We start from the raw sequence: 26,176 nt of genomic DNA on the forward strand, positions 1-26,176 counted from the left end.
GTCGGCAGACGGCCAGTCACGCCTCGTCCGTTGCCGATGGCGCGTCGAGGCCCGCCAGGTTGGTGGCCGCAGCGTCCAGCAGGTCGGAGGAGAGACCGGCTTCGTCGAACAGAACCGCGGCCTCGCGTAGTTCGTGGTGCCAGCGCCACGCTTTGGCGCGGAGCACTTCGGTGAAGCCGGGATCGGTCAGATCAGGGCTGGGCATCTTCCGTGCCTCCTCAAGCACGTACTCCGTGAGAGCGTGCTGGTCGGCGAGGGCATGCGTCAGCGCGGCCTGCATGCGAGCGGTCCGCTGGAAAGCAAGGTAGGCAAGTTTCAGGGCGGATGCCTGGCCGGCGGGCCCTGGCAACGGGCGTACTTCGACCGAGGTGGTGTGGAAGACCTGCTGAAGCAGGGTTGCAGAGCCGGGATCTGTGCCGGTGGAGCAGTACATTCGGGCTACCCGGTGCCGTTCTCGGTCAGGGCCGAAGATACTCGCGTCGCCCACGCGCGCGTCCGGGAGTAGTGCAGTGATGCGCCCGAGCCGGGACAGTGCGATGGGGTTTGCGTCGATGTAGCGACCGGTGAAGTGGTGTTGGGCGACCGCTTCGGCCACGTCTTCCGCTACATGGGCGGGACAGACGGACAGCACCGCGTCCGAGGCCGCCAGGGCGTCCGCCAGTGAAGCCGCCTCCAGTCCGGCTCGCTTCGCCCGTTCCCGCGACGCCAGGCTGCGTCCGGACGGCACCCAGAAGACGCGGGTACCCGCGCGAACAGCCTCGGCGCCGATCGCCGCGCCCATCTCGCCTGGGTGGAGGAGGGTGATGGTCGTCAAGAGGTCGTTCCGGGGAGTGCACGAGCCGTGTGGTGAAGAGCGATGGCGTCCCGGAGACCTGTGCTCAGTGGGCTGTTCGCCGCTTGACTCTGGCCGAGCACTCGGGCGAAGCGGGTCGTCCCGCGGGCGACGCTTTCGATGCGCCGCTGAGAGGAGATACCAAGCACGATGTGGATCTGCTCCGCCGCTCCCTCCAGGTCCCCTCGAAGGAGACGCGCCTGGGCGATGTCGAGTCGTGCCAGGCAGAGTTCGCCGAGGCGTCGCCGCTCGGGGCTTTCGGCGTCGAACAGTGCGAGCGCGTTCTGGGCGAGCGACTCGGCTTCCCGGATGCTGGCTTGGGAGTCTGCGGCCCAAAGCTTGGTCGTGCTGGCATGGGTGAGCTGCTTAGCCATCGGAAAGGCCATCATTCCGGCCGTGACGTCGTCAGGAGTGGCCGTCTCGCGGTAGCGGTCCGCGCGGCGCATCGCCTGCTCGGCCGCCTCGGTGCGGCCCATCTGTGCGTGGGCGCGCGCGGCGATGCTGACGAGCCGGATGTGCGCCGTGCCTTCCTCGGGCACGAAATGCTCACCCAGTTCCGCGAAACGGACCGCGCGAGCCGGATCGCCCTCCCAGTACGCCATGAGTGCTTGCAGGCCGCGAATCCAAGCCCGCAAGCCGTTGTGGCCTGCCAGTTCGCCGCACAGATAAGACGTCCGGGCTTGTGTCTCTGCGGCGTCGTACCGACCCATGTCGAAAGACGCGTTGGCCAGAACCGCGCACAACACCCCGGCGGCGAGGTAGAGGTCGCGAGTACGTTCGGGTGGCTGGCGGCCTTCCAAGAGCTGGAAGGTCTGGTCCCTCAAGGAGCGGACTTCCTGGAAGGTTGGTTCGACAGGCCTGTTGGGATAGGTGAGCAGAATCCGGCGGATGTCGGATTGGAGTTGTTCGAGAGTGTGAGGGCCGATGTTGGTCTGCTCGGCTGCGGCCATGAATGCTGCGGATTCGCTGGCTGCGGACGACACGGCGTCCACCTCCTGGCGCTCGTCGTGCGGTCCTGCCTGCGCGACGGTTGTCACCCCGGCCTCCCCGTCAGGACCTTCGAACAGTCTAGCGGCCGGCATGTTGAACATGTGGCCGAGGATCTTTGCAGCGGCTCCGCGGGGGACACCGACCTCTCCTGCGCACCAGCGGTAGTACGTGCGCTCAGAGATTGAAAGGTTCCGATACCGCGGCTCCCGCGTGGCGTCGAAGAGTTCGGCCGCCGCCTTCTCGTAGGCACGCTGAAAGTCGCGGAACTCCGTCCAGCCCCGCTCGCGCAGGATTGCGCTGAACACGGTCATCGTCAGCCCCTCTCGATCCGCACCGAACGCTACCCACCGGATACCCGCCTCGAAGCCCGTGAGCTGCGCAGGGACACGAAGTGGCAGTGAAGTGGCCCGCAGTGGCAGTAAGTGGCGTCGGAGACGGATGGTTCCGGCGGGCCAGAGTCTGGATGCTGGCACCTCGTTCACGCGATCCGCCTGAGCAATCACGCTCAGCGATCCACCGAGGAGTCGGTCATGCCCATCCCCGGCCCGCCGTCCGGCCAAACCGACGCGCGCCACGTCCTGCTGGCGGGTGAGCGGTCGTGAAACCAGTTCGGTCTTCGAGTCGTGCACGCGGCTCCGGGGACGGCCACCGTCCGCTGGCGCCCGAGTCACCCGCAGATGCTGCGGACGTCTACATGCCCTCCCACTCAGCGACGATCGTGCACACAGCGAGCGCCGCCTCCGTAGCACGCTGCACGGTTCGGAGCTGCCTGCGGGCATGGCGCTTGGACGAGAAGGAGTTGGCGGATGACGCCTGTCTGGTTGCCACGGAGTTGGTAGCCAACGCCGTACAACACGGTGCTCCGCTTCCCTCGCGGCGGGCCGCTCCCGGTGGCGCGGGGCTTCTGGTCCTGGTGCTCAGCGTGGAGGCGGAACGTCTGGTGATCGCCGTCGAGGACGGGGCGCCGCAGCGCCTGCCCGTCGAGCGACGACCTGGTGACGAGGACGAGCACGGCCGTGGGCTGACGTTGGTCGCAGCGCTCGCCGCCGAGCGCGGGGTCGAGCAACCGAGCGGGCGGAGGGTCAAGCGTGTGTGGGCCGCGCTGCCTCTCGCACCTTCGATTACTTCATGATTCTTCTCAACTTCTAGGATTTGCATGTTCTTATGGCGTATGTCATTGGATGGGCGACCTGTCACAGTGCTCGGCCGGTTGGACTGGGTCTCGGTGCGGTTGCCGCAGCGCTTGGCTCTGGAGGCGCTGACGGCGATGGACAGCGCTCGTGTCGGACCGGTGTCGCTGTGCTCGACGCACCGGCAGGTGTGCGTCCCGGTTCTCTCCGCTCACGCGGTGGAGCTGTCCGCGGGGCGGTGGAAGGTCGGTCCTTCGATGGCCTGCCCGGACGGTGTGCCGTGTCCCGCGCCGGTGTGGCTGGTACCCGAGGGCTGCCCGACGGGGAGGTTGACCGACGCGCGGCTGCTGCGTGAAGCGCTCGCCGCCGTCCGCAGGCTGTGGGAGACCGATGCTCGTACGCGGGTCCCCCGTCAGCAGCAGCCCGTGCACGTCGTCACCGCGGGCAGCTTCCATGGCCAGTGAGCGGTACACGGAACTCAAGTTCCTCACCGTCACCGAAGTGGCGGATTGGCTGCGTGTGTCCAGAATGACCGTCTACCGGATGATTGAGGGTGGCGAGCTTGAGGCGTACCGGTACGGAAGAAACGTCCGGGTGTCCGAGCAAGCTGTCGTGAACCTGTTGCGCCGCAGCGCGATGGACGGGGATGTCGCTGATGGCCAGGCGTGAGCGGCGTGGGGAGTTGGTGCGGCAGCGGGATGAGCTGCTCGTGCGTGTGCGGGGGTTGGAGCTTGCGGCGGCCCGGTCGGAGTCGCGGTGGCGTGCTGTGGGGGACGCGGTGCGGCACCTGGCCGAGGTGGGCGTTCCGGCGGTGGCGATGGGCGGGGACGCGCCTCCCGCTGCTGGTCGTGTGTTGTTGGGGGATGAGGTCGCCGGGCTGCTGGACGGCGTGCTGAAGGCGGTGCGTGAACACACCGGCGAGGTCGAGGAGTCGCTGCGGCGGCTGACCGCGCTGATGGGCACGCGGGTGCAGGGGTCGGCGCACCGGATTCAGGAGCAGGCCGAGGCGTTGCACGCGCGGTTCGAGGACGTGGCCGGTGTGGCGGAGGCCGCGCTGCTCGTCGATCACGAGTCGGCGCAGCAGGCGAGGCAGGCCCAGAGTGTGCGGGTGCTGGCGGGGGCGTATCCGGGGCAGCAGTGGCCGGAGCCGATGGCGCTGGCGGAGACCGTGCGGGCGGCGTCCGGGCGGGTTGCGGACTTCCGGCGGGTTCAGGTCACGGGCAGCACGACGGTCGGTGTGGCGGCGGCGGTGGTCGAGCCCGTGGTGCATCTGGTCGCCGAACTCCTGGCCAACGCCACCGCGTGCTCGGCACCGGATCTGCCGGTCATGGTCCAGGTGTTGTCGGTGCAGCGCGGCGCGGTGATCGCGGTCGACGACTGCGGCGTCGGCATGACCGAGGCCCAGCTGGTAATCGCGAACCGCCGGGTCTCGGGCCGGCGGCTGGATCTGCTGGAGGTGAGCGAGCACGGGCAGACCGGGCTGGCGGTCGTCGGGGAACTGGCCGTGCGCTACGGGCTCGTCGTTCGGTTGGAGGAGTCCGCGCTGGGCGGGGTGCGGGCGCTGGTGCGCGTTCCGCAGGAACTCGTGGTGCACGTGCCGGGGCGCACCCTGCCGACCCCGCGGGAACGCGAACCGGCCGGGCCCCTTCACGTTCCCCCGGAAGTGGGCGGCGGGACGACGGAGGGCGGTCTGCCCCGGCGAGGCCGCGGCGTCGCCGCGCCGCGGACGCCCCCGGCCTTCAGCGGGGCGGGCGTCGAGCGTACGCCGAGCGAGGACGGTGCCTGGCTGGCCAGCTATCTCGGCGCCGGAGAACGACCCGAAGCGACGGACAGAGAGGAAGAGTCGTGAGCAGGCAGGTGGACTGGAAGATCGAGCGGCTGATGGCCGTGCCGCGGGTGCGGCATGTCGTGGTCGCCACGGCGGACGGCCTGGTGGCCGCCCACTCGTCGGACCTGGAGCGGGAGGGAGCGGAGAAGCTGGCCGCCGCGTGCGCGGGGCTGCACTCCATGTCCGCGACGGTGCCGGACGCGATCGGCGAGGAGCTGGTCGGCATGCGGCAGCTCATGGTGGACCTGGGCGGCATGCTGCTGTTCGTCCGGACGGCGGCCGAGGACACCCGGCTGGCCGTCGTGACGGACCCGCAGGTCGATCCGGCCGTGATCGGCACCGAGATGGGCGTGTGGGTGCGGCAGATGGGCGACGCCCTGGCGGTCGCCCGGCGCACCAGGACCGCCGCGCCGTGACCAGGCCGGGAGCCGAGGGGCCGATCCGCCCCTACGTGCTGACCGGCGGGCAGGCCACGGCCGGGCGGGCGCTGCGCCCCGAGACGCTGCTGACGGCCGTGCCCGACCAGCCGCTTCCGGCGTACGCACCGCTGGAGCAGCAGGACATGGTGCGGCTGTGCCGGGGGGTTCTGTCGCTGGCGGAGGCGTCCGCGTACCTGGGGCTGCCCGTGCACCTGGTGCGGATCGTGGCGTCGCAGCTGATCAGCCGCGGTCACCTGACCTGGCGCGCTCCCGCGCCGGAGGGCCCCGATGTCCAGACTCTCAGAGAGGTACTCGATGGACTCCGCCGTCTCGTCGCCTGAGCCGGTGTACGTGCCCGCTTCCATTCGCCGGCCGGTGAAGATTCTGGTCACGGGCGGGTTCGGGGTGGGGAAGACCACGCTGGTCGGCTCGGTCTCGGAGATCCGGCCGCTGCGGACCGAGGCGGTCATGACCCAGGCGAGCGCCGAGGTGGACAGCCTCGCGCTGCTGCCGGGCAAAACCCGCACCACGGTCGGGATGGACTTCGGCCGCCGCGCGCTGAACGACGAGCTGATGCTCTACCTGTTCGGCGCGCCGGGCCAGCGGCGGTTCTGGGGCCTGTGGGAGGGCCTGTCCGTGGGCGCGGTGGGCGCGCTGGTCCTGGTGGACACGCGGCGTCTGGCCGAGTCCTTCGATGTCCTCGACCAGCTCGACACGCGCGACGAGCAGCTTCCCGTCACGGTCGCGCACAACCGCTTCCCCGGCTCGCGCGCGTACCCGGACGCCGAGATCCGTGACGCCCTCGGTCTGCCCGGCCACGTGCCCGTCGTCGAGTGCGACGCGCTGCGCGACCCGGCGTCCTGCGTGCACGCCCTGATCACCCTGGTCACCCACGCCCTCGAACTCCGTGGAGCCACCCCATGAACCCCATCCCGAGACAGGTGCGCGACCCGGGCCGCACCGACGGCCTGCTGCTGCTGTCCGACATCACCGCCGCTCCCGACCCGCACGTCCACTACCGGCAGTTGCGCGCCCGGTACGGCAACGTCGCCCCCGTCGCGCTGGAGCCTGGCGTGCCCGCCTGGCTGGTCATGGGATACCGCGAACTCCTCACCCTCGTACGGCAGGAGCACGTGTTCAGCCGGGACGCGCGCAACTGGGCGGACTACCGCAGCCGGATCGTCCCGGCCGACTCGCCGCTGGGGCCGATGATGTTCCCCAGGGACAACGTTATCGGCGCCGACGGCGCCGAGCACCGCAGACTCCGCGCGCCGCTGGACCACGCGGTCGCCGGGATCGATCTGCGGGCGATGCGCCGGGCCGTCAAGGACGTCTGCGACGGGCTGATCGACGGCTTCGCCGCGCGCGGCCGGGCCGACCTTGTCACCGAGTACGCCCAGGCCGTTCCCCTGCTCGCGCTCGCCGGCCAGTTCGGACTGCACGGCGCCGCCGGGCACGAACTCCTGGCCGCGCTCGCCGCGCTGTTCGGCTCCGGCACGGACTCCCAGGCCGGCAACCGGTCGTTCGAGGAGATCCTGCGCAGCGTCCGGGACCAGCGGACCCACCGCCCCGGCGACGACCTGACCACAGCGCTCGCCACCCACCCCGCCCTGCGCACCCCCGACGAGGTGCTGCAGAGCATGGTCGTGATGATCTCCGCCGGGCAGGAGACCACCACCATCTGGATCGCCCGCACCCTCGCGCGGATGCTCACCGACGACCGGTTCGCCGCCCAGCTCCGTGGCGGACGCCTCGGCATCGACGACGCCCTCGACGCCGTCCTCCAGGACGAGCCACCGATGACGCACATGCCCGCCCGCTACGCCCTGGCCGACACCGAACTCGGCGGCCGACCCATCGCGGCCGGCGAGGTCCTGATCCTCGGCCTGGCCGCGACCGGCACCGACCCGGCCGTCCACACCGGCACCCCGTCCCCAGGAAGCCGAGCCCACCTGGCCTGGAGCGCGGGCCCGCACGGCTGCCCCGCCCGCGTACCGGCCCGTCTCATCGCCCACACCGCCGTCGAGACGGTCCTGCGGCGCCTGCCCGGCATCCACCTGACCGAGGACACCACGGCCATCTCTTACCGGCCTTCGCCCTGGACCCGCTTCCTCAGCCAGCTGCCGGTCCGCTTCCCCCCGAACCCGGGAGCCTGACATGCAGCCCTATCCCCTCGACCCGACCGCCGCCGACCACCACGGCGAAGCCGCCGCCCTGCGCGCCCTCGGCCCGGTCGTTCCCGTCGTGCTTCCCGGCGGCGTCCCGGCCTGGGCCGTCACCCGGCACGACCTGCTCACCTCCGTTCTCCACCACCCCGACATCTCCAAGAACCCCCGCCACTGGCGGGCCGTGCGCGAGCGGAAGCTGCCGGACGGATGGCCACTGACCGGCATGGTGATGGTGACCAACATGGTCACCGCCGACGGCGCCGACCATCGCCGCCTGCGGCGGCTGGTCACCACCACCCTCACCAGCGCCCGCGTCCGCGCGATGCGCCCCGAGATGACCGCCCTGGCGAACGCGCTCGCCCAAGCCCTGCCCAGCCACAGCGACACCGGCGTCGTCGATCTGCGGGCCCACTACGCCTACCCGCTGCCGATGCGCGTGATCTGCGACCTCGTCGGCGTCCCCGATCAGGATCGCCCCCGCCTGCGCGAACTGGTCGAAAGCATCTTCTCCTCCGTCGCCACACCCGACGAAGTCACCACGACCCAGCACGACATCCACCGCCTCCTCGGCCAGCTCGTCGCCGACCGCACCCGACACCCGGCCGACGACCTCACCTCCGCCCTGATCGCCGCCCGCGCCACCGACCCCACAGGACTCAGCGACGACGAACTCGCCGGCACCCTGTGGCTGCTGATCTCCGCCGGCCACGAGACCACCCTCAGCCTCATCACCAACGCCGTCCGCGCCCTGCTCACCCACCCCGCCCAGCTCGACTGGGTCCTCCACCACGCGCGAGAAGAACTCACCGTACGCGCCGCCGGGCAGCCCGTACGGACACACCACAGCGTCTGGGACGCCGTCATCGAGGAAACCCTCCGGTGGGACGCGCCGATCGGCAACTTCCTCGCCCGCTACCCCACCACCGACCTGACCCTCGCCGGAACCACCATCCCCGAAGGCGACGCAATCCTCGCCCCGTACTCCCTGGTCAACCGCGACCCCGACCAGCACGGCCCCACCGCCGACCTGTTCGACGTCACCCGCCCGCAGGCCCGCCACCTCGCGTTCGGCGGCGGCCCCCACTTCTGCCTCGGCGCCTCCCTCGCCCGCACCGAAGCCGCCATCGCACTGGACACCCTCTTCACCCACTGGCCCGGCATACGCCTCGCCGTCCCCGACCGCACCCTCACCCCCGTCCCCTCCCTCATCACCAACTCCGTCACCACCCTCCCCATCCACCTCGGCCCGGAACACCAGTGACCCTCAACCTGCTGACACTCGTGCACTTCAGCACCCGCAACCGCCTGCCCCATCTCGCCGCCGACACCGGCGTCCGGTTCGACGCGATCCGTCTCCCGCCCACCATCGGCGAAGCCGTCGCCGACCAGCTCCTCACAGACGCCGAAGCCCTTGCCCCAGAAGACGGCCCCGGCCTGATCACCACGGACACCCACCACCACTGGCTGTTCTTCATCCCGCCGCGCGTCCAGGTGACCTGGCCACCTCCCGCCATCCGCCTCGGCCCCGGCCACCGCATCCAACTCCCCACCCAGGTCGCCACCGGACGCGACGACCACGGGCTGCTGATACGCCACCGCCCCCGCACACCCGAAGCACTCACCCACCCCGGCCGACTGCTCCGCGCGCTCTCCACCGTTGCGTCCTCACCGCCCGCCACGCCGCTAGCCGACCGATCCGCCGCTGCCTTCTCCTCCCACCGCGACGCGCTCGGCCCGAGCCTCCAGCCATGACAGACGGCGACTTCAAGGAGCGCTACGAGACGCTGTGCGGTCTGCCGCGTGCGGAGATCGCCGCCCGGGTGCGGGAGTGGTTCCCGGAAGGTATTCGGGTCCACTGGTGGTGGGGCATGGTGGAGAGAGCGACGGCGCGGGTCCACCCGCTGCGTGGCCTGCCGCTGGAGGAGCGGGCGGATGGTCTGGCGCTGGGCGCCGCGTTCGTGACGGTGGTGCGCGGTGACGACGAGGCGAGCCGGGTCAGGGCGGGCCGCTGGGCACTGCGGTTCGCCGACCTCGCCGCCCGCCCGGGGCAGGAGGACGTGACCGTGCCCGAGGAGCTGACGCCCGACGGCGCCGTACGGCTCGCCCTCGACTCACTGCCCTGGCCACCGGAAGGAGCGCTACGGGAGAAAACACGCTGGGACGCGGAAGCGGAGGAAGACGGAACGCACACCCCCGGCGAGGCGGTGCCCCCCAGATCACCGACCGCCTACACCGAACTCCCCTGGACGCTGGCCAACCTGGAACCCGTCCTGCCCCACCTCACCGACCCCGGACTCAAGGCACGCGCCGAGACGTGGCTGCACCTCCGGCCGCTCAGGCGCAGCCCAGCCAACGCGGCCGTCGAGAAACATGACCTGCGGGCCCTGCGGGCGGCGCTCGACGCGGGGGCGGATGTCGAGGAGGCGCAGTTCGGCATCCCGCTGCTCGTACACGCGGTGGACGTCGAGAGCGACGGCGCCACGCAGCGCCGGACCCCCGTCCACGTCGACATGACCGCACTGCTCCTCGCACGCGGCGCCGACCCCACCCGCAGGGCCACGGAAGGCCCGCGCATGTCCGCCGAAGAACTCGCCGAACTCACCGGCCACTGGCTCGCCACGGAACTCTTCCGCGCGTGGCGTTGCATACAGCCGCCCTGAAACGACACGCGGGCTGTGCCCAACGAAAGGCTGAATCAGCGCCCTGGCCAGTGGGCCGCGTAGCGCGGCGAAGCAGAGATCGACATCATCACGGGTTCCCACCCACCAGAAGGAGACCACTCCCCTATGACCGACCAGCCCGACGAGGCCCGCGCCACCGAACTGAGGAACAAGGTCGTCGACGAACTCAAGGCGGAGGGCACCATCGCGTCGCCGCGAGTTGAGGCCGCGATGCGGAAGGTGCCCCGGCACTTGGCCGTACCCGAGACGGCGCTCGACGACGCCTACCACACCTACAACGCCGTGATCACGCTCAAAGACGGGCACGGGAACCACCTCAGCAGCGTGTCCGCTCCGCAGATCCAGGCGATCCAGCTGGAACAGGCGGGCATCCAGGAGGGCGACAACGTCCTGGAGATCGGCACCAACGGCCCCAACGCCGCCTACGCCGCCGAACTCGCCGGGCCCACCGGACACGTCACCACCGTCGACATCGACCCCGCGCCGGCTTCCCGTGCCCGCGAGTTTCTCGACGCCAACGGGTACCACCATGTGCAGGTCGTGGTCGCCGATGCGGAAGACGGCGTCCCCGATCACGCCCCCTACGACGTGATCCTCGTGACCGTCGGCGCCTGGGACATCCCCCCGGCCTGGACCGAGCAGCTCACCGAGAACGGCCGGCTCATCGTCCCCCTGCGCATCAACGGCCTGACCCGCAGCTACCGGTTCGTGCGGGACGGCGACGCGCTGGTGGCCACCAGCGCCCTCCCGTGCGGCTTCGTCCCCATGCAGGGCGTCGGCGCCCACCACCAGCAGTCGATGCAGCTGCCCGGCGCTCCGGGCGTCACCCTGAACTTCGACGACGACCCGCCCGCCGATCCCTCGCTGCTGGCTGGAGTCCTCGACACCCCCCGCGCCGAGACGTGGACCGGGGTCAGCGTCGCCGGCCAGGAGCCCATCAGCACCCTCCAGATGTTCCTGGCGGCCCACGTCCCCACGTACTGCAACATGGCCATCGATCCGGAACACGCCACCGGCAGGATCGGCCCCACCGGGCTGCCGTTCTCCATGGTCGCCATCGACGGCCCGAACTTCGGATACGCCGTCGTACGCCGCGACCAGGAGCGGCAGACCGCCGAGTTCGGGTTCCACACCTTCGGACCCGATCGCCTCGGCTTCGCCGAACGCCTGGCCGACACCGTCCGCACCTGGGGCGAGCACTACCGCAGCGGCCCCGACCCACGCGTCACCATCCACCCAGCGGGCACCCCGGCCGATCGGCTCCCCGGCCGGGTGGTCGACAAGACGCACAGCCGCGTCTCGATCTCCTGGCCAAGTCCATGATTCCAACGGGCCACCGCTCCAGGGGATCTGTGCGGCTGATCTTGTCCGGTCATGGCGCCGCGGCTGTTGTCAGAGGTCGATGCGCGCGACCTTACGCCCGGCCTTGAGGTACAACTTGGCACCGTCCGGTGCACCTTCCTGGTCAATGACTTCGCCGAGGGTGTGCTGGACGGACGCTTCTGACAGAAGCCTGGTCTGCTGCTCTCCGTCTGATTCCCGGATCAGACGGAGGCCGTTCTGCAGAGCCACCCGGCGCACGGCAGACATGCTGGGGGCGAAGTCCAGCGTGCTGCTGATCAGCGTCCCGAGCGTCTCCCCCGCGTGTTCCTCCAGGGAGACGACGGGAAGGTTCTTCGTATCCCCGAAGGAGCGCGTGGAGAAACGGGCCGTGAACTCTGCACGAGCTGCCGCAGCGGCGTCCAGGCCGTGGAGGGCGGCTACCACCTCTCCGGCGAGGATCTGCTTGACCGCCATCGGGTGCGCCGTCCCCTCCCCCAGACGCTTGGTGACGACGCGGATCTCGTCGTCCGTCCATTCGGTGAGCAGCCGGAGGTACGGCTCGGTCAGGTGGTCAGGGATGGACATGAGGCGGCCGTAGACCTCGTCGCCGGACGACGTCAGGCCGACGTAGTTGCCTTTGCTTTTGCTCATCTTGGCGCCCGTGCCGTCGGTGCCTTCGATGAGCGGGGTGGTGATGACAATCTCGGGGACCCGGTCCGAGATCTCCATGACCTTGCGACACATCTGGAGGTTGAGAAGCTGATCAACTCCACCGAGTTCGACATCGGCGTCGATGGCTACAGAGTCCCAGGCCATGACGACGGAATAGACGAACTCGGCGACAGACAATCCGTGGCCTTCGGCGAGTCGGGTTCGGAAATCCTCCCGTTGGAGAGACATGGAGGCCGGCACCCGGGCGAGGACCTCGATGAGTTCCGGGAGGGTGACCTTGTCCAACCACTCGCCGTTGAAGCGCAGGTCGGCGCGCTCGAAGTCGATGAACGGCGTGACCTGCTGCTGGTAGCCGCTGAGGTTACGCGCGATGTCCTGATCGGTGAGAGGCGGACGCTCCGAAGAGCGTCCGGACGGATCGCCGATCTTGGCTGTGACGTCGCCGATGATGAAGACCACGTGGTGGCCCATCCGCTGGAACCGGCTGGCGATGATGATCGGCACCGCGTGACCGAGGTGCACGTCTGGCGACGTCGGGTCGATGCCGTACTTCACGACGAAGGACCGACCTGCCGCCCGTGCTGCCTCGATCTTCTCGGCGAGGGCCGCGGCCGAGGGAATCATGTTGATCGCACGCCCTTCGACCAGGGCGGCCTGCTCCTGGGGGGAGAGGTCGGAAAGGTCGAGAGCGCGCCGTGCTGTTGTCTCGCCGAGCAACTGCGCGACCGTATAGTCCGCCCCCAGGTCCGCCTCATCAAGGAGGTGCATGACATGGGTGACGGACTCACTCAAACGGCTCATGGCGCGTAAACGCTCCTGCGTCGGACAACTGGCCTGACCAGTACGGGATCGGAAGCCCGTATTTTATCATCGCCACCACCGCTGCATCATTGGAATGATGAGGGAGAAGCCCCTTGTTCTTGAGGTGTTGCCAGCCGTACCAACGGCCGTCCAGCGATCACACTGGACAGGGCGCGGCGCCACGAGTCCAATGGGGCACGGGCACGAAGCGTGTCCATGAGCATTCCCAGCATCAGCAGCATCGCGGACAGACGCTTCTTCCGCTGCACAGCGGATTCCACCCTGTGAGCGGCAGCGAGTGAGCGAAACTTCCAAGAGGCTCGGCGGAGCTGGCGGGCGCTCGCCCAAGGGGGAGGCTCGCGGCTCATTCTTCGAAGACGGTCCGAGAGCGCGGAGCACACCTCAGCTCGATAGTCCTGGGAAACACCCGGCGTACTGCGGTCGGTCATACTGCGGGGGTGGACCCGGTAGAAGGTCAGCGGGTCCTGGAGGCCGACGCCCCGGCCGACGTCACGCAGCGTATGGAAGAAGATCTCGTTGCTCACCGGAAGCAAGCCGAGGGCGGCTTGGCGGTGGATCACCAAGGTGCTCGTGTTCCCACCCGGATGTGGCCCTTCCAGCAGCGGGTTCCCCTGTGAGTCGACCACGGTTTCCCAGTGTTGGAGGAACAGCGTCTCCCCCGCCATCGCGTTGGCGCATATACGGAGTTTCGACGGGTAGAACCAGTCGTCGGCGTCAAGCAGCGCCACCCAGTCCCCCGTACTGGCGAGAAAAGCGTCGGTCAGTGTCTGCCCGAAACCTCGTCGATCTCTGCGAATTATCTTGATCTCTCCCTTGCGGCGTTGGCACACCTCTTCGGTCTCATCGCTGGAACCGTCGTCGATGACGATTACTTCATGGAGGACGAAGCCACCTGGTTCCTGTTCCAGACAGCTGCTTATGGCGCGGTCGAGATAGCGGCCGTAGTTGTGACACAGAATCACGCATGAGATACGCGGAAGCCTGCTCACCAATCGCCTCCATACACGTGGATGTATCGCTCGAGGATCAGGTGGTGTTCCTGGGCCCTGTAGTCGAGAAACTGGCGGTCCAGGCGGCGGGGCCCGCAGGTGAGCCGTGCGGACGCGTTCTCCAGCGCGGCCAAGAACTTTTCACCGAAGAGGTTGGGGTGTCCCTGCGACCAGTCGAACCACTCGGGCTCCTCAACGAGTCCTCTGTGCTGCGCGTACTGCTCGGGCAGGTGGCCCGTGCGGGAGCAGACCGGGAGCAGGTTCAGGTCGAAGGCCAACTCCAGCTGCCCGGAATGGCTACCCCAGAGGTAGGGGAGCAGTAGCGCGTCCGAAGCCAGGCCGGCTCGGACCACTTCCTCGTCCGTGGGGTACGGACGCATGGTCAGGTGGATACGCGGATCGCGCCAGGCCGCGTCGAGAAGCTGGGCAGCCTGGCTGCCCGCGGCGAAGTCGGCGGGGCTGAACGCACGCAGCAGAATACGGAGAGTGCTGTGGGGATCGGTGGTCCCCAGACTCCAGTTGACCAAGGTGGACAGTTGGTCTCGACTGGCTCGTCCGGCTCCGAACATGAGGTAGCGCGACGAGTTGCTCACCTCACGTTCCGCGCCGGCCAGTGTCTGCGGCGCGGCCACGTATCCGTGCGGGATGACCGCTGCATCCGGTCGTTCCCCGAGTACCCCGGCCAAGTGGTTCACGGAGCCTTCGGTGAGGCAGACCCATCTGACTTCGGGAGCGTGGAGCAACCGGAGCCGCGCGGTGAAGTCTTCGACGCTGCCCACCATCGGCCGGGTGTCGTGGGCAGTGAAGACCACGCCGACTCCCTCTTGTACGCATGCGTCGATGAGACGTTCGAGAGTGATGAGGTCTTCAGAATCCACGTGATGCAAGTGCAGGACGTCGAGCCACGTGAGGGGACGGTGCTCGAGCAGCCAGGTGGCGTTGACCGTCGCAGGCACCGTGTCGCCGCCAGGAATCACGGTCTCGTTGAGGATGCTGAGCCGAGAGTCCCGCAACTTCCACGCGTACGGAGTGCGGGCTGGTAGGTGAACGACACGCGTTCTCTCCGACCGGGCCGCCGTCACCGCAGTGTCCCCTCCGCCCCTTCTGCCCCGAGGAGAAGGAGCTGGGTGGACAGGCCGTTCGAAAGATCGTCGCTGCGCGTCAGTCCGGCATAGTGAATTGTGAACTTGGATGCCTTGAGCAGTGCCTGGAACTCGTCGCTCGCCCATTCCCGGACGTGGCTGGGGTTGCGGGGCGGGCCCGGGGCGTCGTAACCGCTGCGGCGCTCACGCGCCGGGGTGGACACCACGGCCGCACCGCTGCCTTCCGCGAGCAGGCCACGGATCAACGACAAGGCCGGCCCCGGGTTCATGAGGTGTTCGATGACGTCGGAGCACACGACGATGGACCGGCGCACGAGGGAGGGGGTGATGGGCAGCCGTTCGGCCGACTCAAGATCGGCCTCGATCCACTCACCGAAGGCGTGGTTCTCACGACACCAAGCCAGGTTGTCCCCGAAGTCCACACCGATGAAAGACCAGGCGGGGTGTTCCCTGGCCAGGGACGCCAGCTTGCTGGCCCGTCCACAGCCGATGTCTATCAGGACATCGCGGCCGAGTTCTCGGGCACGGGCGGCGGCATAGGGGTAGACGTCGGGCTGCCAGGTGACGGTGTCGTCCGTGTCGTCGAGGAAGTACTCCACCTTGTCGCGGCTGCGGTAGCCAAGCCGGATGAAGTGGGACTCGGCTTCGCCGATCGGCTGTTGCGAGGAGGGTGCACCAGTATTCATGGAAGTTCCTGCCTACTTCGGCCAGTGGGAGAACAACGAGATCAGCCGCTCGACCAACTGCTCACGTACGCGGTGCCACTCTGAGCCTCCGGAGCTACGCGCGGCCGAGGCCCGGTCGTACTCGCTCCCCTCGATGTCGGGCAGACACGCGTACATCTGGAGCAGAGCCGAGCCGTCATCGTTGGGGGCGTTGTCGCTGTCCGCTGTGATCAGGGCACGGATGTCCTCGGCGCGCATGGTGGCGTCTATCCCCGAGCCGGGAATGCTCTTGCTCATCTTCGGCAGGCCGCCGAGGCCCGGAATCATTTTCGTGTAGATGCCGGACAGTCGTTCCGCCGGCAGGCCCAGGCGCTGCGCGCCTCGTCGAGCAAAGGCGACGTACTTGTGCTCGTCAACTCCGAGCGAGACCAGGACATGACGGTCTTCGCGGAGAAGGTGCACGAAGTCGGCGGCCATGAGCAGCATGGCCTGCTTCATCCCGAAGCTGAGATGGTCGAAGACTCCGTGGTTGCGGTAGAGGCCGGCGAGGTCCTCCTCCGCCCAGTGGAAGTCGTCGTCGTCCAGGTGGCGCGAGAGCAGGAAGGCGGTGGCCATGACGCCGGTCTGGCCCTCCTGCCTCCGCAGCACGCCGTGCTCGGCGTCGAACCCGAGTGCCAGCACGAACTCCTCGTACTGGTCGGCGAGTCTCCGTACCAGATCGAGAGGTGTCCGGCGCGCGTTGTATGAATCAAGGTCGCCGAGCACGATCTGCACGCGGAGGCCGCACTGCTGCAGCTTGATCGCCCGGAGCAGTTGGAAGAGGGTGCCGGCGTGGGGCGGACCGCCGAGCCCGACCCCGGTGGTGACGATCGTGGGCCACTCGGCCGCGACCGCCTCCGCGAACCGGCCTGCCCCGGTGTGGCACACCCATTTCGTGCGCAGGTCGTCAGGTCCCATTCCTGCCATGCCGAAGTCGATGGCGCCGAACCCCAAGCGCTCGTAGCGATGCTGCTCGATGACGCTCTCGTAGTACGCGGTGTCGAACTTCATGCGGCTCCTTCGGCCTGTGCCTGATCACGGAGGGCAAAGGCCCGGCGTACCAGTGGCTCGAAGCCGTCGGTCAAGAGGTCGCCGAGCACTGTGTTGCGAGGTGTCGCGACGCTGCCGAGGTCGGCGGTGACCGTGCCGTCGGCGAGCACCCACACACGGAAGGGGTACGGGTCCTGCGGAGCACGGGTCGGCTGGGCGTAGACGACGACTTCGCCGACTTCCCCGCGAACGTCGTCCACGGCCTGTACGAAGGCGTCCCGCTCGAAGGCATAGATCTCCGCCTTGCGTGTGGTCGCGCGGCCGATGGGACGGTACTGGGAGATCAGCCAGTACTCGACCTCCGTGCGCTGAGTCACCCCGGCGATGAACCGCGCGAGACGCGGCAGCTCCTTCACGGACTCGGCCGTGGTGAACGTGTTGAACGCGACCCGCCGCTGATCGGCGGCCAGGAGATCGATGTTGGACAGGCACCGCTCGAAGTACCCCTGTCCGCGGAACCAGTCCGCTGTCTCGGCGTCCGGACCGTCGATCGCCAGGGAGTACACGCTCACGTGGTCACGGAGCCCGGCATAGCGTTCTTTCAGAAGCAAGCCATTGGTGTGAAGGTTTGTCTCGAAGCCGACCATGGTGGCGTGCCGGAGGGCGACCTCAAGGTGGTTGTCGTAGGGCATCACGGGGTCGCCGCCGGTGAACACGCACCGACGGGCCTCGGACTCCGCACGGAGCCGGTCGATGACGCGGCGGACCGTGTCCGCGTCGGTCTCGACCCGGTTGCGCTCGCGATAGCAGAAGCGGCAGACGCCGGGGGACGCACTGGTCGGTCTCAGATCCCAGGCATTGCAATCGGTGTTGAGCACGAGGTGGACGATCGCGAGTTCCTCGTGCATCAGCATGGCGCGATCTCCTTGGCACCGGGACTCGCCAGGGCAGCCTTCGGGTGGATGCCGCGCAGGAGGGAGCCGAGTTGGGACGGGGCGCCATGTGTGAGCCGTACGAACCGGTGCAGCGTGTCGATCCCCGCGCCCGCGTCGATGATGGCGAGTGCTGTGTCGATGCCAGCCTGAACGGAGGCAACCACTCCGGACATCAGTAGAAGTACGGCAGCGTTGAGGGCTACCGCGTTCCGCGCCGTACTGGTGTCCCGACCGGCCAGCACGCGGATGGCCGCGGCGACGTTTTCCAGAGGGTCCGCGTGCTGGGCAACGGACATCAGGTCCTGCGGCATGGAGGCCGCGCCCCTGCGCACCTCGTCGTTGAAGGCCAGATCCTCGCCGCCGGCGCTGATGCGGCAAGTCCGCACGGTGCTTCCGGGAAGTAGCTCGTCGACCTGGACCACCTGGCCAACGCTGGAGTTGATCACCGTGACGTCCGGCAGCCCGAGCCGGGACAGCAGCCGGGCGGACGTGCCGACGGCGGGGTGCGAGAGCCCGTACACGTAGGCGGCGCAGGTGACCGGGCTCAGGAGAGCGGGGAACCCCAGGCTGAGAGCATGTACAGCCTGGAACCTGCCTCCGTAACGGCGGTCGAACTCGGGCACGCGGTTCTCGATAGAGAAGAACCCGAAGCCGACCTCCGCCGTGATGTCCACCATCTTCTGGTGCGGCACCGTGTCGCACCTCGCCCCTACGACATCCATGAAGTCGCGCGATCCGGTCTTCGACGACGCACTGCACGATCCGAGCTTCGCGACATGTGCTCCCCCGGTGGCCGCCACCAGCGCTGCGGCCGTGCTGAGGTTGATCGTCTTGAAGGTCTTCTTCCCGCTGCCCGTGTAGCCGATGAACCGCATGCCTGGGGGCGGCCGGTGGAAGTCCCAGCCGTTTCGGTCCAGGGCCGTTGCGGCCCGGAGAGCGGCCTCGACTTCCTCGAGTCTCGGCCCCCGCAGGAGCAGGCCGGTGAGGGCACTGCCGAGCATCACGTCGCGGGTGTGGCCGTCCGGCAACGCGAGAATGTGCAGGATGCCGTCGTGGATGTCCCCGGATGCGATTCCGGCGGACGAGTTGATCTTCTGGACCAGCAATGGCGTTGTCACCGCCATGACGTTGGCTCCTTCTTCAGACGTCAGATGTGAGCAGAACCTTGAAGGGACGATGACGGGACCCGCCCACCAGGGCTTCCAGCCCCTGTGGCAGGGCGCTAAGGGGGAAACGGTCCCGGGTCATCAGAGCCGCCCAGTCGCCGCCTTCCGCCAGGGCGTCGGTGGCATCACGGAAGTCGTCGTGGCCGTCTGCGCGGCAGTAGGAGAAGGACCCGCGCAGGGTGATCGAGCGGCGAAAGATGTTGCGCAGGGGGGCTGAGAGGAGCACGTCAGGGGCATAGGCGTTCTGAACAATGACCGTTCCGCCATCACGAACAGTGCTCACCGCCAAGCGCAAGGGGCAGTCGTTCCTGCCGGACGCGGCATCCACCACGACATCGCATGACGGCAGACCGGTGGAGTGGACGGTGATACGCCGGTCGAGCGCGTGCTGAAGCTGACGCGACTGGGCAGGGTTCCTGACCAGTAGGTGGACATCCCAGCCCAGCGCTATCGCACAGACGGCCGTGCACACTCCGAGGACGCCGCCCCCGATGATGCCCATCCGCCCCGGAAGCATCCGTAGACCGCACCGGACTCCGTGCAGCGCTACCGCCATCGGATCGGCAAGGACGCCATGAGCCGGATCGTGGAAACGAGGCAGAGGGACGACGTTCTCCTGCGGCACTCTCACGACAACGGCGAGCCCCCCGGGCAAGTCCCACCCAACACGCCGCAGTTCAGAGCAGAGGTGGATGTGTCCGCAATCGCAGGCGCGGCACGAGCGGCACGGCACCAGCGCATCGACAACGACCCAGTCACCGGTTTCCGTGTCGACTCCGACGACCTCATGCCCGGGGAACCACGGCTGCGGAAGATTGCCCTGCCATGGGTGATTGAGCTTGGCGACATCGCTTCCGCACAAGCCCGTGTACCGGACCTCCACGAGCGTCGTGCCTCCCATCGGGTGCCTCTCGACCGGAGCGGGCAGCCGGCCGAGGGCACCGTCCTCGACTGCCCACGCATAAGGAGCGCTCATCCTTGACTCCACGAGTGGAGCAGGGACGGAAGAGTTTCCAGCCGGGGTATGACCCCGCCGTGCCAAACCGTCTCGCCGAAAACGAGGGCGTCCGGAGCACCCCGGCGTTCGACACGCACGGCATGCAGGCCGGCTCGCTCGGCCCCGGCCAGTTCGTCACCGCCGCCGTCACCGCAGTAGAGAACCTGCTCGGGGGCGACACGGAGTGCGGTGACGACCGCGTTGAAGAGCTGGGGAGCCGGCTTGACCGCTCCCGCCCGGCAGCTGAACACGGCGACGTCGCAGTACGAGGCGAGGTCGCAGCGATGCCACGCCTCCGCGATATCCGGGGCCGCGTCACTGAGAACAGCCAGTCGGAGCCCACTGCGCCGAAGCGTCGTCAAGGCTTCCATCACCGTGGGGTCGGCGCGCAGGCGGTCGTCGGCCAGCGTCGCCAAGAGCCGCACCAGCTCTCCCGTGCTGCTGGCAGGGGCATCACAGCGTGCGACGAATTCTGCGGCCAAGTCGCTGGTGGACTTCAGCCGTCCGTCGTGCCGCTCGCGCCAAGTGGCCGACAGCACAGACTCGGCCGTCGCCGGTGACACGCTGAGGACTTCGGCGAACCGGTGGGCGGCGAAGCGCCGTTCAACTGTGCTCGGGGCAGCGACGAGTGTGCCGAAGAGATCGAGTACCACCGCGCTCGGTCTCGGAAGCCGAAACGTGGGACCTCGACCGATGCGAGACGCAAGCAACATGTCCGCTGCGCTGTATGACTTAAACTCAGACGACCTGGCTGACGGACGATTCAAAGCAGCAGCTCCATCGGTAGAACGGTGGCCCCACGTGCTGCCCATCCTTTGGCTGTCCTGAAGACGGGGACCGCATGACATCTCCCACGGCACGCACGAGATCAAGAGCGCGAGCTGGCAAGCACCATCCGTGAAGCTCACTGCGCCCGCGCTGCAGATCTCACTGTCCCAGCAGCAAGACATCGCCAGAAGGGTGAACTGGGGGGTGCACTTGTGCACTACGAGGTGCAGATCGCCGCATGGAATAGGGTGAGTGGGCTTAAGCTGGCACCTTGGCCGTTTCCTGGGGAGGGGAAAATGGCACAACGGAACATCCGGCTCGCCGCGCTTTTACGGGAGACCAACTTTTCGCACAAGTCACTCGCCCGCGCTGTGGTCTCCACAGCTGCTCTCTCTGGGGAAAAAGTCGCCTGCGACCACACGTACGTCACCCGTTGGCTCAAGGGCACAATTCCCCGCGGAAACGTACCGTGGTTCGTCGCGGACGCCATCGGGCGCAGGCTTGGACGCCGTCTCACAGTCGATGATGTGGGGATGGGCGCCGCGGCGGTATCCGCCGTGCGGCCCGACCTGGGGCTTGACTTGGCGGACCGCCCTGAGACCGTAGCCAGAACCGTGGCTGACTTGTGGCGCGCGGACCTCGCCAACGCGGAGGTGCTGCTCCGGACACCGCAGGACCCCACAGTGTGGAGTGTCGCAGCCCTGTACTGGCTCGTCGCACCCCCGGATGGACCGCTGGCACGAACGGGTGACTGCGCCGTCAGCGCGCGGGACGTCGACACGGTGCGCTCAACAGCTGACGCGTTCAGCGAACTCGACGGAACGTTCGGCGGTGGCCACGCCAGGCACGCTCTGATCCAATACCTGCACACGGACGTCCGGCCAATGCTCGACGGGACTTACTCCGATGCGGTAGGCAAACAGCTCTATTCAGCAGTGGCCGAAGCGCTCCTGCTCGCTGGGTGGATGTCGTACGACAGCTGCCTGCACAGCATCGCTCAGCGGTACTTCGTCCAGGCCCTTCGCATGACACAAGCCGCCGGCGACAGGCGCCTGGGCGGAAGCGTCCTGTCGGCGATGAGCCATCAGGCCACCTTCCTGGGGAGGTACCGCGACGCTCTGGCTCTCGCTCGGGCCGCGTACATAGCCCCTGGCACCGACCTGGGCCCGACGATGGCCGCGCAGTTCCGGGCCATGGAGGCACGTGCTCATGCCCAACTCGGTGATGCCCGAGCCTGTGACCAGGCGCTGGCCGAGGCGGAACGTCAGCTCGACGGTCGGACGGTTGACAGCGATCCGCCTTACATCTCCTACTTCGACGAGACGGAACTGGCCGCCGAAATCGCCCACTGCCACCGTGATCTCGGACGCTCTGTCGATGCCACGGTGCGGAGGACAGGCTTTCTGCTCGGTAACGGCTCACATACCCGCAGCAACTTTTTCGTGACGATGGTGCAAGCCGAGGCGTACATTCATCACAGTGAGACCGGCCGCGGATTCGAGCTGGCGCTGGATGCACTCCGCATCGGCGAGGGTCTGAAGTCGGCACGCTGCCTTCAGTACGTGCGCCAGCTCCACAGTCGTGTCACGGACAGCATGCGGCAGGCTGCCGGGTTCCGCGACTTCGAGGAACGCGCCCGTGGTTTCCGTCTCTGGAGGCAGGCTGGCGTGATCTAGAACGGCGCCCAGATTCGCCGCGAGGTCCCGAACCGCAACGTCTCGACGCGCTTGTCGACTTCTTCGGCGACGCGCGCGTCCACACCCGCATTCTGGGAGAGCCAGCTGATCATCAACAGTTCACGGACACTTCGAAAGACGCGATATCCCGACCACTGCCGGACATCGAAGCCGTAGCCGATCGTGAAGTCGGCATACTCGGCTGCCGTGTGCCAGCCGAAACTGTCGTAGTACATGGCTGTCTGAACCAGATCCCACTCGCGTGGTCCCGTCGTGAAGCCGTCCACGTCGATGACCCGGGCGTTGCCCGCAGCGTCCCGCAGGACATTGCCGACGTTGAAGTCGCCGTGCAGGTGTCCGCGCGGCAGCACCGACTCCACGTTTCGGAACTCTTCGACGAGTTCCTCCGTGAGCCCTGATAGATATCTGCGGGTCTCATTCCGGATCTCGGCGTGCTCCAGGCGCTGCCTGACCTTCTCGAAGGGCCGGAGCCCGGGCAGGGGGAAAGATGGCGGCTTCAGCTCGTGCAGCCGCACCAGGAGTTCGCCCATCTCCTGTGTACTGGCGTACGTATCACCATCAGCGAGTGCCTCCCAGAAGGTCACTGGGTGCCCTTCAACGACGATGGGCTGCTCCGCTTCCGTGACGAGCCGCGCCGCCGGGTACTCAACAGCTTCAAGCCATCGCGCAACGGCAACCTCCCGACGCACGGACGGCAGGCGGCCCGGATGGCGGCCGACCCGGGATACGACACGTCCTTCGTCGAAGCGGAACACCGCGTGATCCCCCAATCGCAGCAACTCAAGTTTGTCGGGGACCAGTCCAACCCTCTCGCATGCTCTTCTCATGAGATCCGCCGCGCGCGCGGCGTCGAACGCGGTCTGCCCATTCGTCGTCACGCCGCAGAACCTCCCGTGCCACAGTTACAACGAGTATGTTCCCGTCTGCGGTGTTCGCTGTCGATGCGCACAACGTCGACGCCCCCTGAAGGCGGCCTCCGATCCCCAACACTGTCGTCCGCCTGCCCCGGATGCGCCAGCTCATCTTGCGGGCGCGCGTCCGCCTATGCGGCTACGCCCCGGCCACCGTGCGGCAGAGGCACGGCGCCTGACCATCGTGGCCAGCGACGGCCGCCATCCCTTGGCCGACAGGAAAACGCGCTCCTAGCCTGGCCGCGCCGAGGACAAGAAGCATCTGCTTACGGATTGAGGAGATCGCGGACCTGATGCCGTTGCAGTCTTGCACCGTTGGCCATGATGGCGTAGGCGGCAACGACGACAAGCACGACCGCATCATCGCGGGCCGCCCGCCCGGCGCCGAACATGCATTGGAAGCAGGCCACTCGGTCCCCGGGGAATCTGTTGGGCGCCGCAGGTGATCCAGATGACTCACTGCACCCTCTCCCCAACCGCCGACCGATTGCCGAGTGTGTCGATCGAACCGCCCTCAACGGGTGCCAGCTAACGGGGTGGTGGGTTCCGCAAGAGTTCAACCATTCCCCGGACCGGCAAGTTTTTGCCGGTGATCAGGCATGCGGCAAAACTTTGCCGCATGCCTCTAATAGGTCCCGCACATATCGACCATGGGATCATCCGTCTGACGCTTCACCGATGCATCGTCAGGAACTGCCCAGCCGTTGCTAGTTCGCGAAAAGTTGCATCGCGAGCAGGATCGCACGATGCGGAATCCGCGCACATCCAGTCCGTTCAGCCAGGTATTGACGACATAACGTGTTCTTGGTTAAAACTTGGTCTGGCCAGCAAGTTCACCGAGCACATCTCTTCCGGAGGTCTCCTTGCCCAGCGAGGGAAAAGCTCACTTCTCTCCAGAAGTTGAGAGTTTCTAAGTCAAGTCTGGACCTTGCGGCTCGGGTGTGCGATGTTCGTCGTCGCCTGCCGGGAACCATGCCCGGCGGGGTCACGGAAGGCGGTGAGGCGCGATAGCGCGACGGCGCCGGGATTTGCACCTCCCGGACGCCATCACGCCAGCGGCACGCGACCGGTCATGGTCAGCATGCTTTCAACACCGCACCGGGCCTGACTACGACATCGTGCCGGTGCGGGGATGCAGAGGAGAGTGTCACATGCCGACTGCCCCGCGCGGAAGCGGACGGTCGTCCCGGGAGCTGGTCCGTCCCGGGGGTGGTGCCTGAATGGCACGGATACGGACCATCAAGCCGGAGGCGTTCGAGTCGGAGGATCTGGCGTCGGTGAGCCTGACCGCCGAGCGGACGTTCGTGGGGCTGCTGACGCAGGCGGATGATGCGGGGCGGTTCCGGGACCATCCGGCGGTGATCGCCGGGCGGTTGTGGGCGCTTCGTTCCGACCACACGGCGACACACGTGGCCCACGACCTGGAGGAGCTGGCGGCTGCCGGGCTGATCTGCCGGTACACCGGGTGCGACGGGCGGCCGTGGCTGCACTTCGTGACGTGGGAGCTGCATCAGAAGATCAACAAGCCGTCGCCGTCGCGTGCTCCGGCGTGCGCCCGGCATCCGGGCGGGCATCCGTGCGGGAAGTGCGGGTCGGCTGCCTGCCCGGGAAGTGAGCGTGCTGCTTCCGATGCGGTTGCCGGAGGGCTCCGGGACGACTCCGGGAGGGTTCCCGGAGTCGTCGTGACGCCGGTTTCCGCCGTACCGCCGGATGCGGTGGCAGCGTCCGGAGCGAGGACGCGCGATGCGGGGGCGGCCACCGCCGACCCGGGTGATCGTGCAGGTCGCACGGCATTCCCGGAGGATTCCGGGAGGACTCCGGGAGGAGTCGGTGAGGCGTCGGGGTCTGGATCTAGGATCGTGGATCTAGGATCTTCTCCTTCGGGGCGCGCCGCGCCCGCGCCTGCTGCCGTCGGCGGTGCCGGTTCGGCGCGGGGGCTGGTGGCGGAGTACGTGGCAGGTTGCCGCCGTCGGCCTCCGGAGGATGTCCTCGGTCTGCTCGGGCGGCGGGTCCGCTCGCTGCTGGAGGAGGGCTTCACGCCCGGGGACCTGCGGGTGGCGCTGGTGCGGCTGCGGGAGAAGGGGCTGCATCCGAGCGTGCTGCCGAGCCTGGTGAACCAGGTCGTCAACGGCGCGGCGCCGTCCACGGGCGGCGGGGGGCTGTGGGGCAGCACGGCTGCGTCGCACACGCCGTACGTGAACGCGGCGTCCGAGCCGACGACGTTCGGCGGTGGCCTGTGAACGCCCGGACCGACGCGCCACAGCCTGCGGTGTCCGGGCGGCTGCGGGTGCGGCTGGAGCGGCTGCTGGCCGAGCGGGGCATCGACCCGTCGCCGGTGGCGGAGGTGCCGGAGCCTTCTCCGGCGGTGGCTGCCGCGCAGGCTCGTATCCCCGCCGCGTACCGCGACGCGCTGCCGGGCCACCCCGTGGTCGAAGCGTGGGTGCGCGCGGTCGCGGACGCCGCGACATCGCCGAACGAACGCGCGCTGCATCCGCACTTCGGCCGCCCTGGGCGGCTGCAAGTCGCCCAGGGACCGAGCCTGCTGCTGTGGGGCGGCACGGGGACCGGCAAGACGCACGCCGCGTTCGGGGCGATCCGTGCGCTGACCGCCGCCGGGTGCGCGGTGCGGTGGGAGGCGGTGACCGCCGCCGACCTGTACGCCGCGCTGCGCCCCCGGCCCGGCACGGACCCCGAGTTCCTGCTGCGGCGGATCACCTGCGTCCCCGTGCTGCTGCTCGACGACCTCGGCGCCGCCAGGAGCACCGCCTGGACGGAAGAGGTGACCTTCCGGCTCGTCAACTGGCGCAGCCAGCACCGGATGCCGACACTGGTCACCACGAACCTGCCGCCGGTCCGCTCCCAAGACGTACCCGCGTCACAGCCGGTGCTGCGCGACCAGGTCGGCGACCGCGTCCTGTCCCGTCTGTCCGGCATGTGCACCGCGGTCCATCTCACCGGCCCCGACCGCCGGTTCCCCCAGCCCTGACCCGGCTTCCCTCTTTCTGCCTGCCCGGCCCTGCCCGCGCCCTCGTTCCGGGCGGCGCCGAGGCG

At 68.3% G+C, this 26,176-nt stretch carries 27 protein-coding genes; 15 read left to right on the top strand and 12 right to left on the bottom strand.

Annotated elements, in window-relative coordinates; translation table 11 throughout:
* Positions 1-16: 16 nt before the first annotated feature.
* Positions 17-814 carry a DUF1932 domain-containing protein gene (locus tag ACL02R_RS16960; protein ID WP_412797748.1) on the bottom strand — a complete coding sequence of 266 codons (798 nt, stop codon included), beginning with the start codon at positions 812-814 and terminating at the stop codon, positions 17-19.
* The gene (locus ACL02R_RS16965) at positions 811-2,133 is read right to left on the bottom strand and encodes a hypothetical protein (protein ID WP_412797749.1); all 1,323 of its coding nucleotides are present in this window, start codon (positions 2,131-2,133) and stop codon (positions 811-813) included. The genes ACL02R_RS16960 and ACL02R_RS16965 overlap by 4 nt, the downstream gene beginning before the upstream one ends.
* 383 nt (positions 2,134-2,516) lie before the next feature.
* Between ACL02R_RS16965 and ACL02R_RS16970 the strand changes: the two genes are divergently transcribed.
* The 12 genes from ACL02R_RS16970 (at position 2,517) to fxlM (ending at position 11,371) form a co-directional block, all read left to right on the top strand.
* Positions 2,517-2,954, top strand: coding sequence for an ATP-binding protein (locus ACL02R_RS16970; RefSeq protein ID WP_412797750.1), 438 nt, complete (start codon positions 2,517-2,519; stop codon positions 2,952-2,954).
* Positions 2,955-3,281: 327 nt separating this feature from the next.
* Positions 3,282-3,416, top strand: a complete 135-nt coding sequence (locus ACL02R_RS16975) for a hypothetical protein (protein WP_412797751.1) — start codon at positions 3,282-3,284, stop codon at positions 3,414-3,416.
* Positions 3,406-3,621, top strand: coding sequence for a helix-turn-helix domain-containing protein (locus ACL02R_RS16980; protein ID WP_412797752.1), 216 nt, complete (start codon positions 3,406-3,408; stop codon positions 3,619-3,621). Before ACL02R_RS16975 ends, ACL02R_RS16980 begins: the two co-directional genes overlap by 11 nt.
* On the top strand, positions 3,599-4,801 hold the full coding sequence (locus ACL02R_RS16985) for a sensor histidine kinase (protein WP_412797753.1): 1,203 nt from the start codon (positions 3,599-3,601) through the stop codon (positions 4,799-4,801). The genes ACL02R_RS16980 and ACL02R_RS16985 overlap by 23 nt, the downstream gene beginning before the upstream one ends.
* Positions 4,798-5,196, top strand: a complete 399-nt coding sequence (locus ACL02R_RS16990) for a roadblock/LC7 domain-containing protein (protein WP_412797754.1) — start codon at positions 4,798-4,800, stop codon at positions 5,194-5,196. The genes ACL02R_RS16985 and ACL02R_RS16990 overlap by 4 nt, the downstream gene beginning before the upstream one ends.
* Positions 5,193-5,540, top strand: a complete 348-nt coding sequence (locus ACL02R_RS16995) for a DUF742 domain-containing protein (RefSeq protein ID WP_362968398.1) — start codon at positions 5,193-5,195, stop codon at positions 5,538-5,540. Before ACL02R_RS16990 ends, ACL02R_RS16995 begins: the two co-directional genes overlap by 4 nt.
* On the top strand, positions 5,515-6,123 hold the full coding sequence (locus ACL02R_RS17000; protein ID WP_412797788.1) for a GTP-binding protein: 609 nt from the start codon (positions 5,515-5,517) through the stop codon (positions 6,121-6,123). Before ACL02R_RS16995 ends, ACL02R_RS17000 begins: the two co-directional genes overlap by 26 nt.
* Entirely contained in the window at positions 6,120-7,355 is a 1,236-nt protein-coding gene (locus tag ACL02R_RS17005) for a cytochrome P450 (protein ID WP_412797755.1), read from the top strand. Before ACL02R_RS17000 ends, ACL02R_RS17005 begins: the two co-directional genes overlap by 4 nt.
* Before the next feature lies 1 nt (position 7,356).
* On the top strand, positions 7,357-8,628 hold the full coding sequence (locus ACL02R_RS17010; RefSeq protein ID WP_412797756.1) for a cytochrome P450 family protein: 1,272 nt from the start codon (positions 7,357-7,359) through the stop codon (positions 8,626-8,628).
* Complete coding sequence (locus tag ACL02R_RS17015) at positions 8,625-9,119, top strand: hypothetical protein (RefSeq protein ID WP_412797757.1); 495 nt, start codon at positions 8,625-8,627, stop codon at positions 9,117-9,119. The genes ACL02R_RS17010 and ACL02R_RS17015 overlap by 4 nt, the downstream gene beginning before the upstream one ends.
* Entirely contained in the window at positions 9,116-10,027 is a 912-nt protein-coding gene (locus ACL02R_RS17020; protein ID WP_412797758.1) for a hypothetical protein, read from the top strand. Before ACL02R_RS17015 ends, ACL02R_RS17020 begins: the two co-directional genes overlap by 4 nt.
* 126 nt (positions 10,028-10,153) lie before the next feature.
* Positions 10,154-11,371 (top strand): methyltransferase, FxLD system, encoded by a 1,218-nt coding sequence (fxlM, locus tag ACL02R_RS17025; protein ID WP_412797759.1) that lies wholly within the window; start codon positions 10,154-10,156, stop codon positions 11,369-11,371.
* 69 nt (positions 11,372-11,440) lie between these two features.
* Here the strand turns inward: fxlM and tyrS are convergent, their stop codons facing one another.
* The 9 genes from tyrS to ACL02R_RS17070 form a co-directional block, all read right to left on the bottom strand.
* Entirely contained in the window at positions 11,441-12,844 is a 1,404-nt protein-coding gene (gene tyrS / locus ACL02R_RS17030) for a tyrosine--tRNA ligase (RefSeq protein ID WP_412797760.1), read from the bottom strand.
* Between the two features lie 86 nt (positions 12,845-12,930).
* Entirely contained in the window at positions 12,931-13,854 is a 924-nt protein-coding gene (locus tag ACL02R_RS17035) for a glycosyltransferase family 2 protein (protein ID WP_412797761.1), read from the bottom strand.
* On the bottom strand, positions 13,851-14,831 hold the full coding sequence (locus tag ACL02R_RS17040) for a hypothetical protein (protein ID WP_412797762.1): 981 nt from the start codon (positions 14,829-14,831) through the stop codon (positions 13,851-13,853). Before ACL02R_RS17040 ends, ACL02R_RS17035 begins: the two co-directional genes overlap by 4 nt.
* Before the next feature lie 101 nt (positions 14,832-14,932).
* The gene (locus tag ACL02R_RS17045) at positions 14,933-15,643 is read right to left on the bottom strand and encodes a class I SAM-dependent methyltransferase (RefSeq protein WP_412797763.1); all 711 of its coding nucleotides are present in this window, start codon (positions 15,641-15,643) and stop codon (positions 14,933-14,935) included.
* Between the two features lie 12 nt (positions 15,644-15,655).
* Positions 15,656-16,672 (bottom strand): hypothetical protein, encoded by a 1,017-nt coding sequence (locus ACL02R_RS17050; protein WP_412797764.1) that lies wholly within the window; start codon positions 16,670-16,672, stop codon positions 15,656-15,658.
* Positions 16,669-17,565, bottom strand: a complete 897-nt coding sequence (locus ACL02R_RS17055) for a radical SAM protein (RefSeq protein ID WP_412797765.1) — start codon at positions 17,563-17,565, stop codon at positions 16,669-16,671. Before ACL02R_RS17055 ends, ACL02R_RS17050 begins: the two co-directional genes overlap by 4 nt.
* Positions 17,559-18,710, bottom strand: coding sequence for a hypothetical protein (locus tag ACL02R_RS17060; RefSeq protein WP_412797766.1), 1,152 nt, complete (start codon positions 18,708-18,710; stop codon positions 17,559-17,561). Before ACL02R_RS17060 ends, ACL02R_RS17055 begins: the two co-directional genes overlap by 7 nt.
* Positions 18,711-18,726: 16 nt before the next feature.
* Positions 18,727-19,728, bottom strand: coding sequence for an alcohol dehydrogenase catalytic domain-containing protein (locus ACL02R_RS17065; RefSeq protein WP_412797767.1), 1,002 nt, complete (start codon positions 19,726-19,728; stop codon positions 18,727-18,729).
* Complete coding sequence (locus ACL02R_RS17070; protein WP_412797768.1) at positions 19,725-20,402, bottom strand: HAD family hydrolase; 678 nt, start codon at positions 20,400-20,402, stop codon at positions 19,725-19,727. Before ACL02R_RS17070 ends, ACL02R_RS17065 begins: the two co-directional genes overlap by 4 nt.
* 411 nt (positions 20,403-20,813) lie before the next feature.
* On the opposite strand from ACL02R_RS17070, the gene ACL02R_RS17075 reads away from it, so the two are divergent.
* Complete coding sequence (locus tag ACL02R_RS17075; RefSeq protein ID WP_412797769.1) at positions 20,814-22,193, top strand: hypothetical protein; 1,380 nt, start codon at positions 20,814-20,816, stop codon at positions 22,191-22,193.
* On the opposite strand, the gene ACL02R_RS17080 is transcribed toward ACL02R_RS17075, so the two are convergent.
* The gene (locus tag ACL02R_RS17080; RefSeq protein ID WP_412797770.1) at positions 22,190-23,092 is read right to left on the bottom strand and encodes a phosphotransferase enzyme family protein; all 903 of its coding nucleotides are present in this window, start codon (positions 23,090-23,092) and stop codon (positions 22,190-22,192) included. The two genes, ACL02R_RS17075 and ACL02R_RS17080, sit on opposite strands and share 4 nt — an antisense overlap.
* Positions 23,093-24,345: 1,253 nt before the next feature.
* On the opposite strand from ACL02R_RS17080, the gene ACL02R_RS17085 reads away from it, so the two are divergent.
* The gene (locus ACL02R_RS17085; RefSeq protein WP_412797771.1) at positions 24,346-25,365 is read left to right on the top strand and encodes a hypothetical protein; all 1,020 of its coding nucleotides are present in this window, start codon (positions 24,346-24,348) and stop codon (positions 25,363-25,365) included.
* Positions 25,362-26,111, top strand: coding sequence for an ATP-binding protein (locus ACL02R_RS17090; RefSeq protein WP_412797772.1), 750 nt, complete (start codon positions 25,362-25,364; stop codon positions 26,109-26,111). Before ACL02R_RS17085 ends, ACL02R_RS17090 begins: the two co-directional genes overlap by 4 nt.
* Positions 26,112-26,176 lie beyond the last annotated feature (65 nt).

It is taken from the genome of Streptomyces sp. MS19 (assembly GCF_047200595.1).
Classification (GTDB): domain Bacteria; phylum Actinomycetota; class Actinomycetes; order Streptomycetales; family Streptomycetaceae; genus Streptomyces.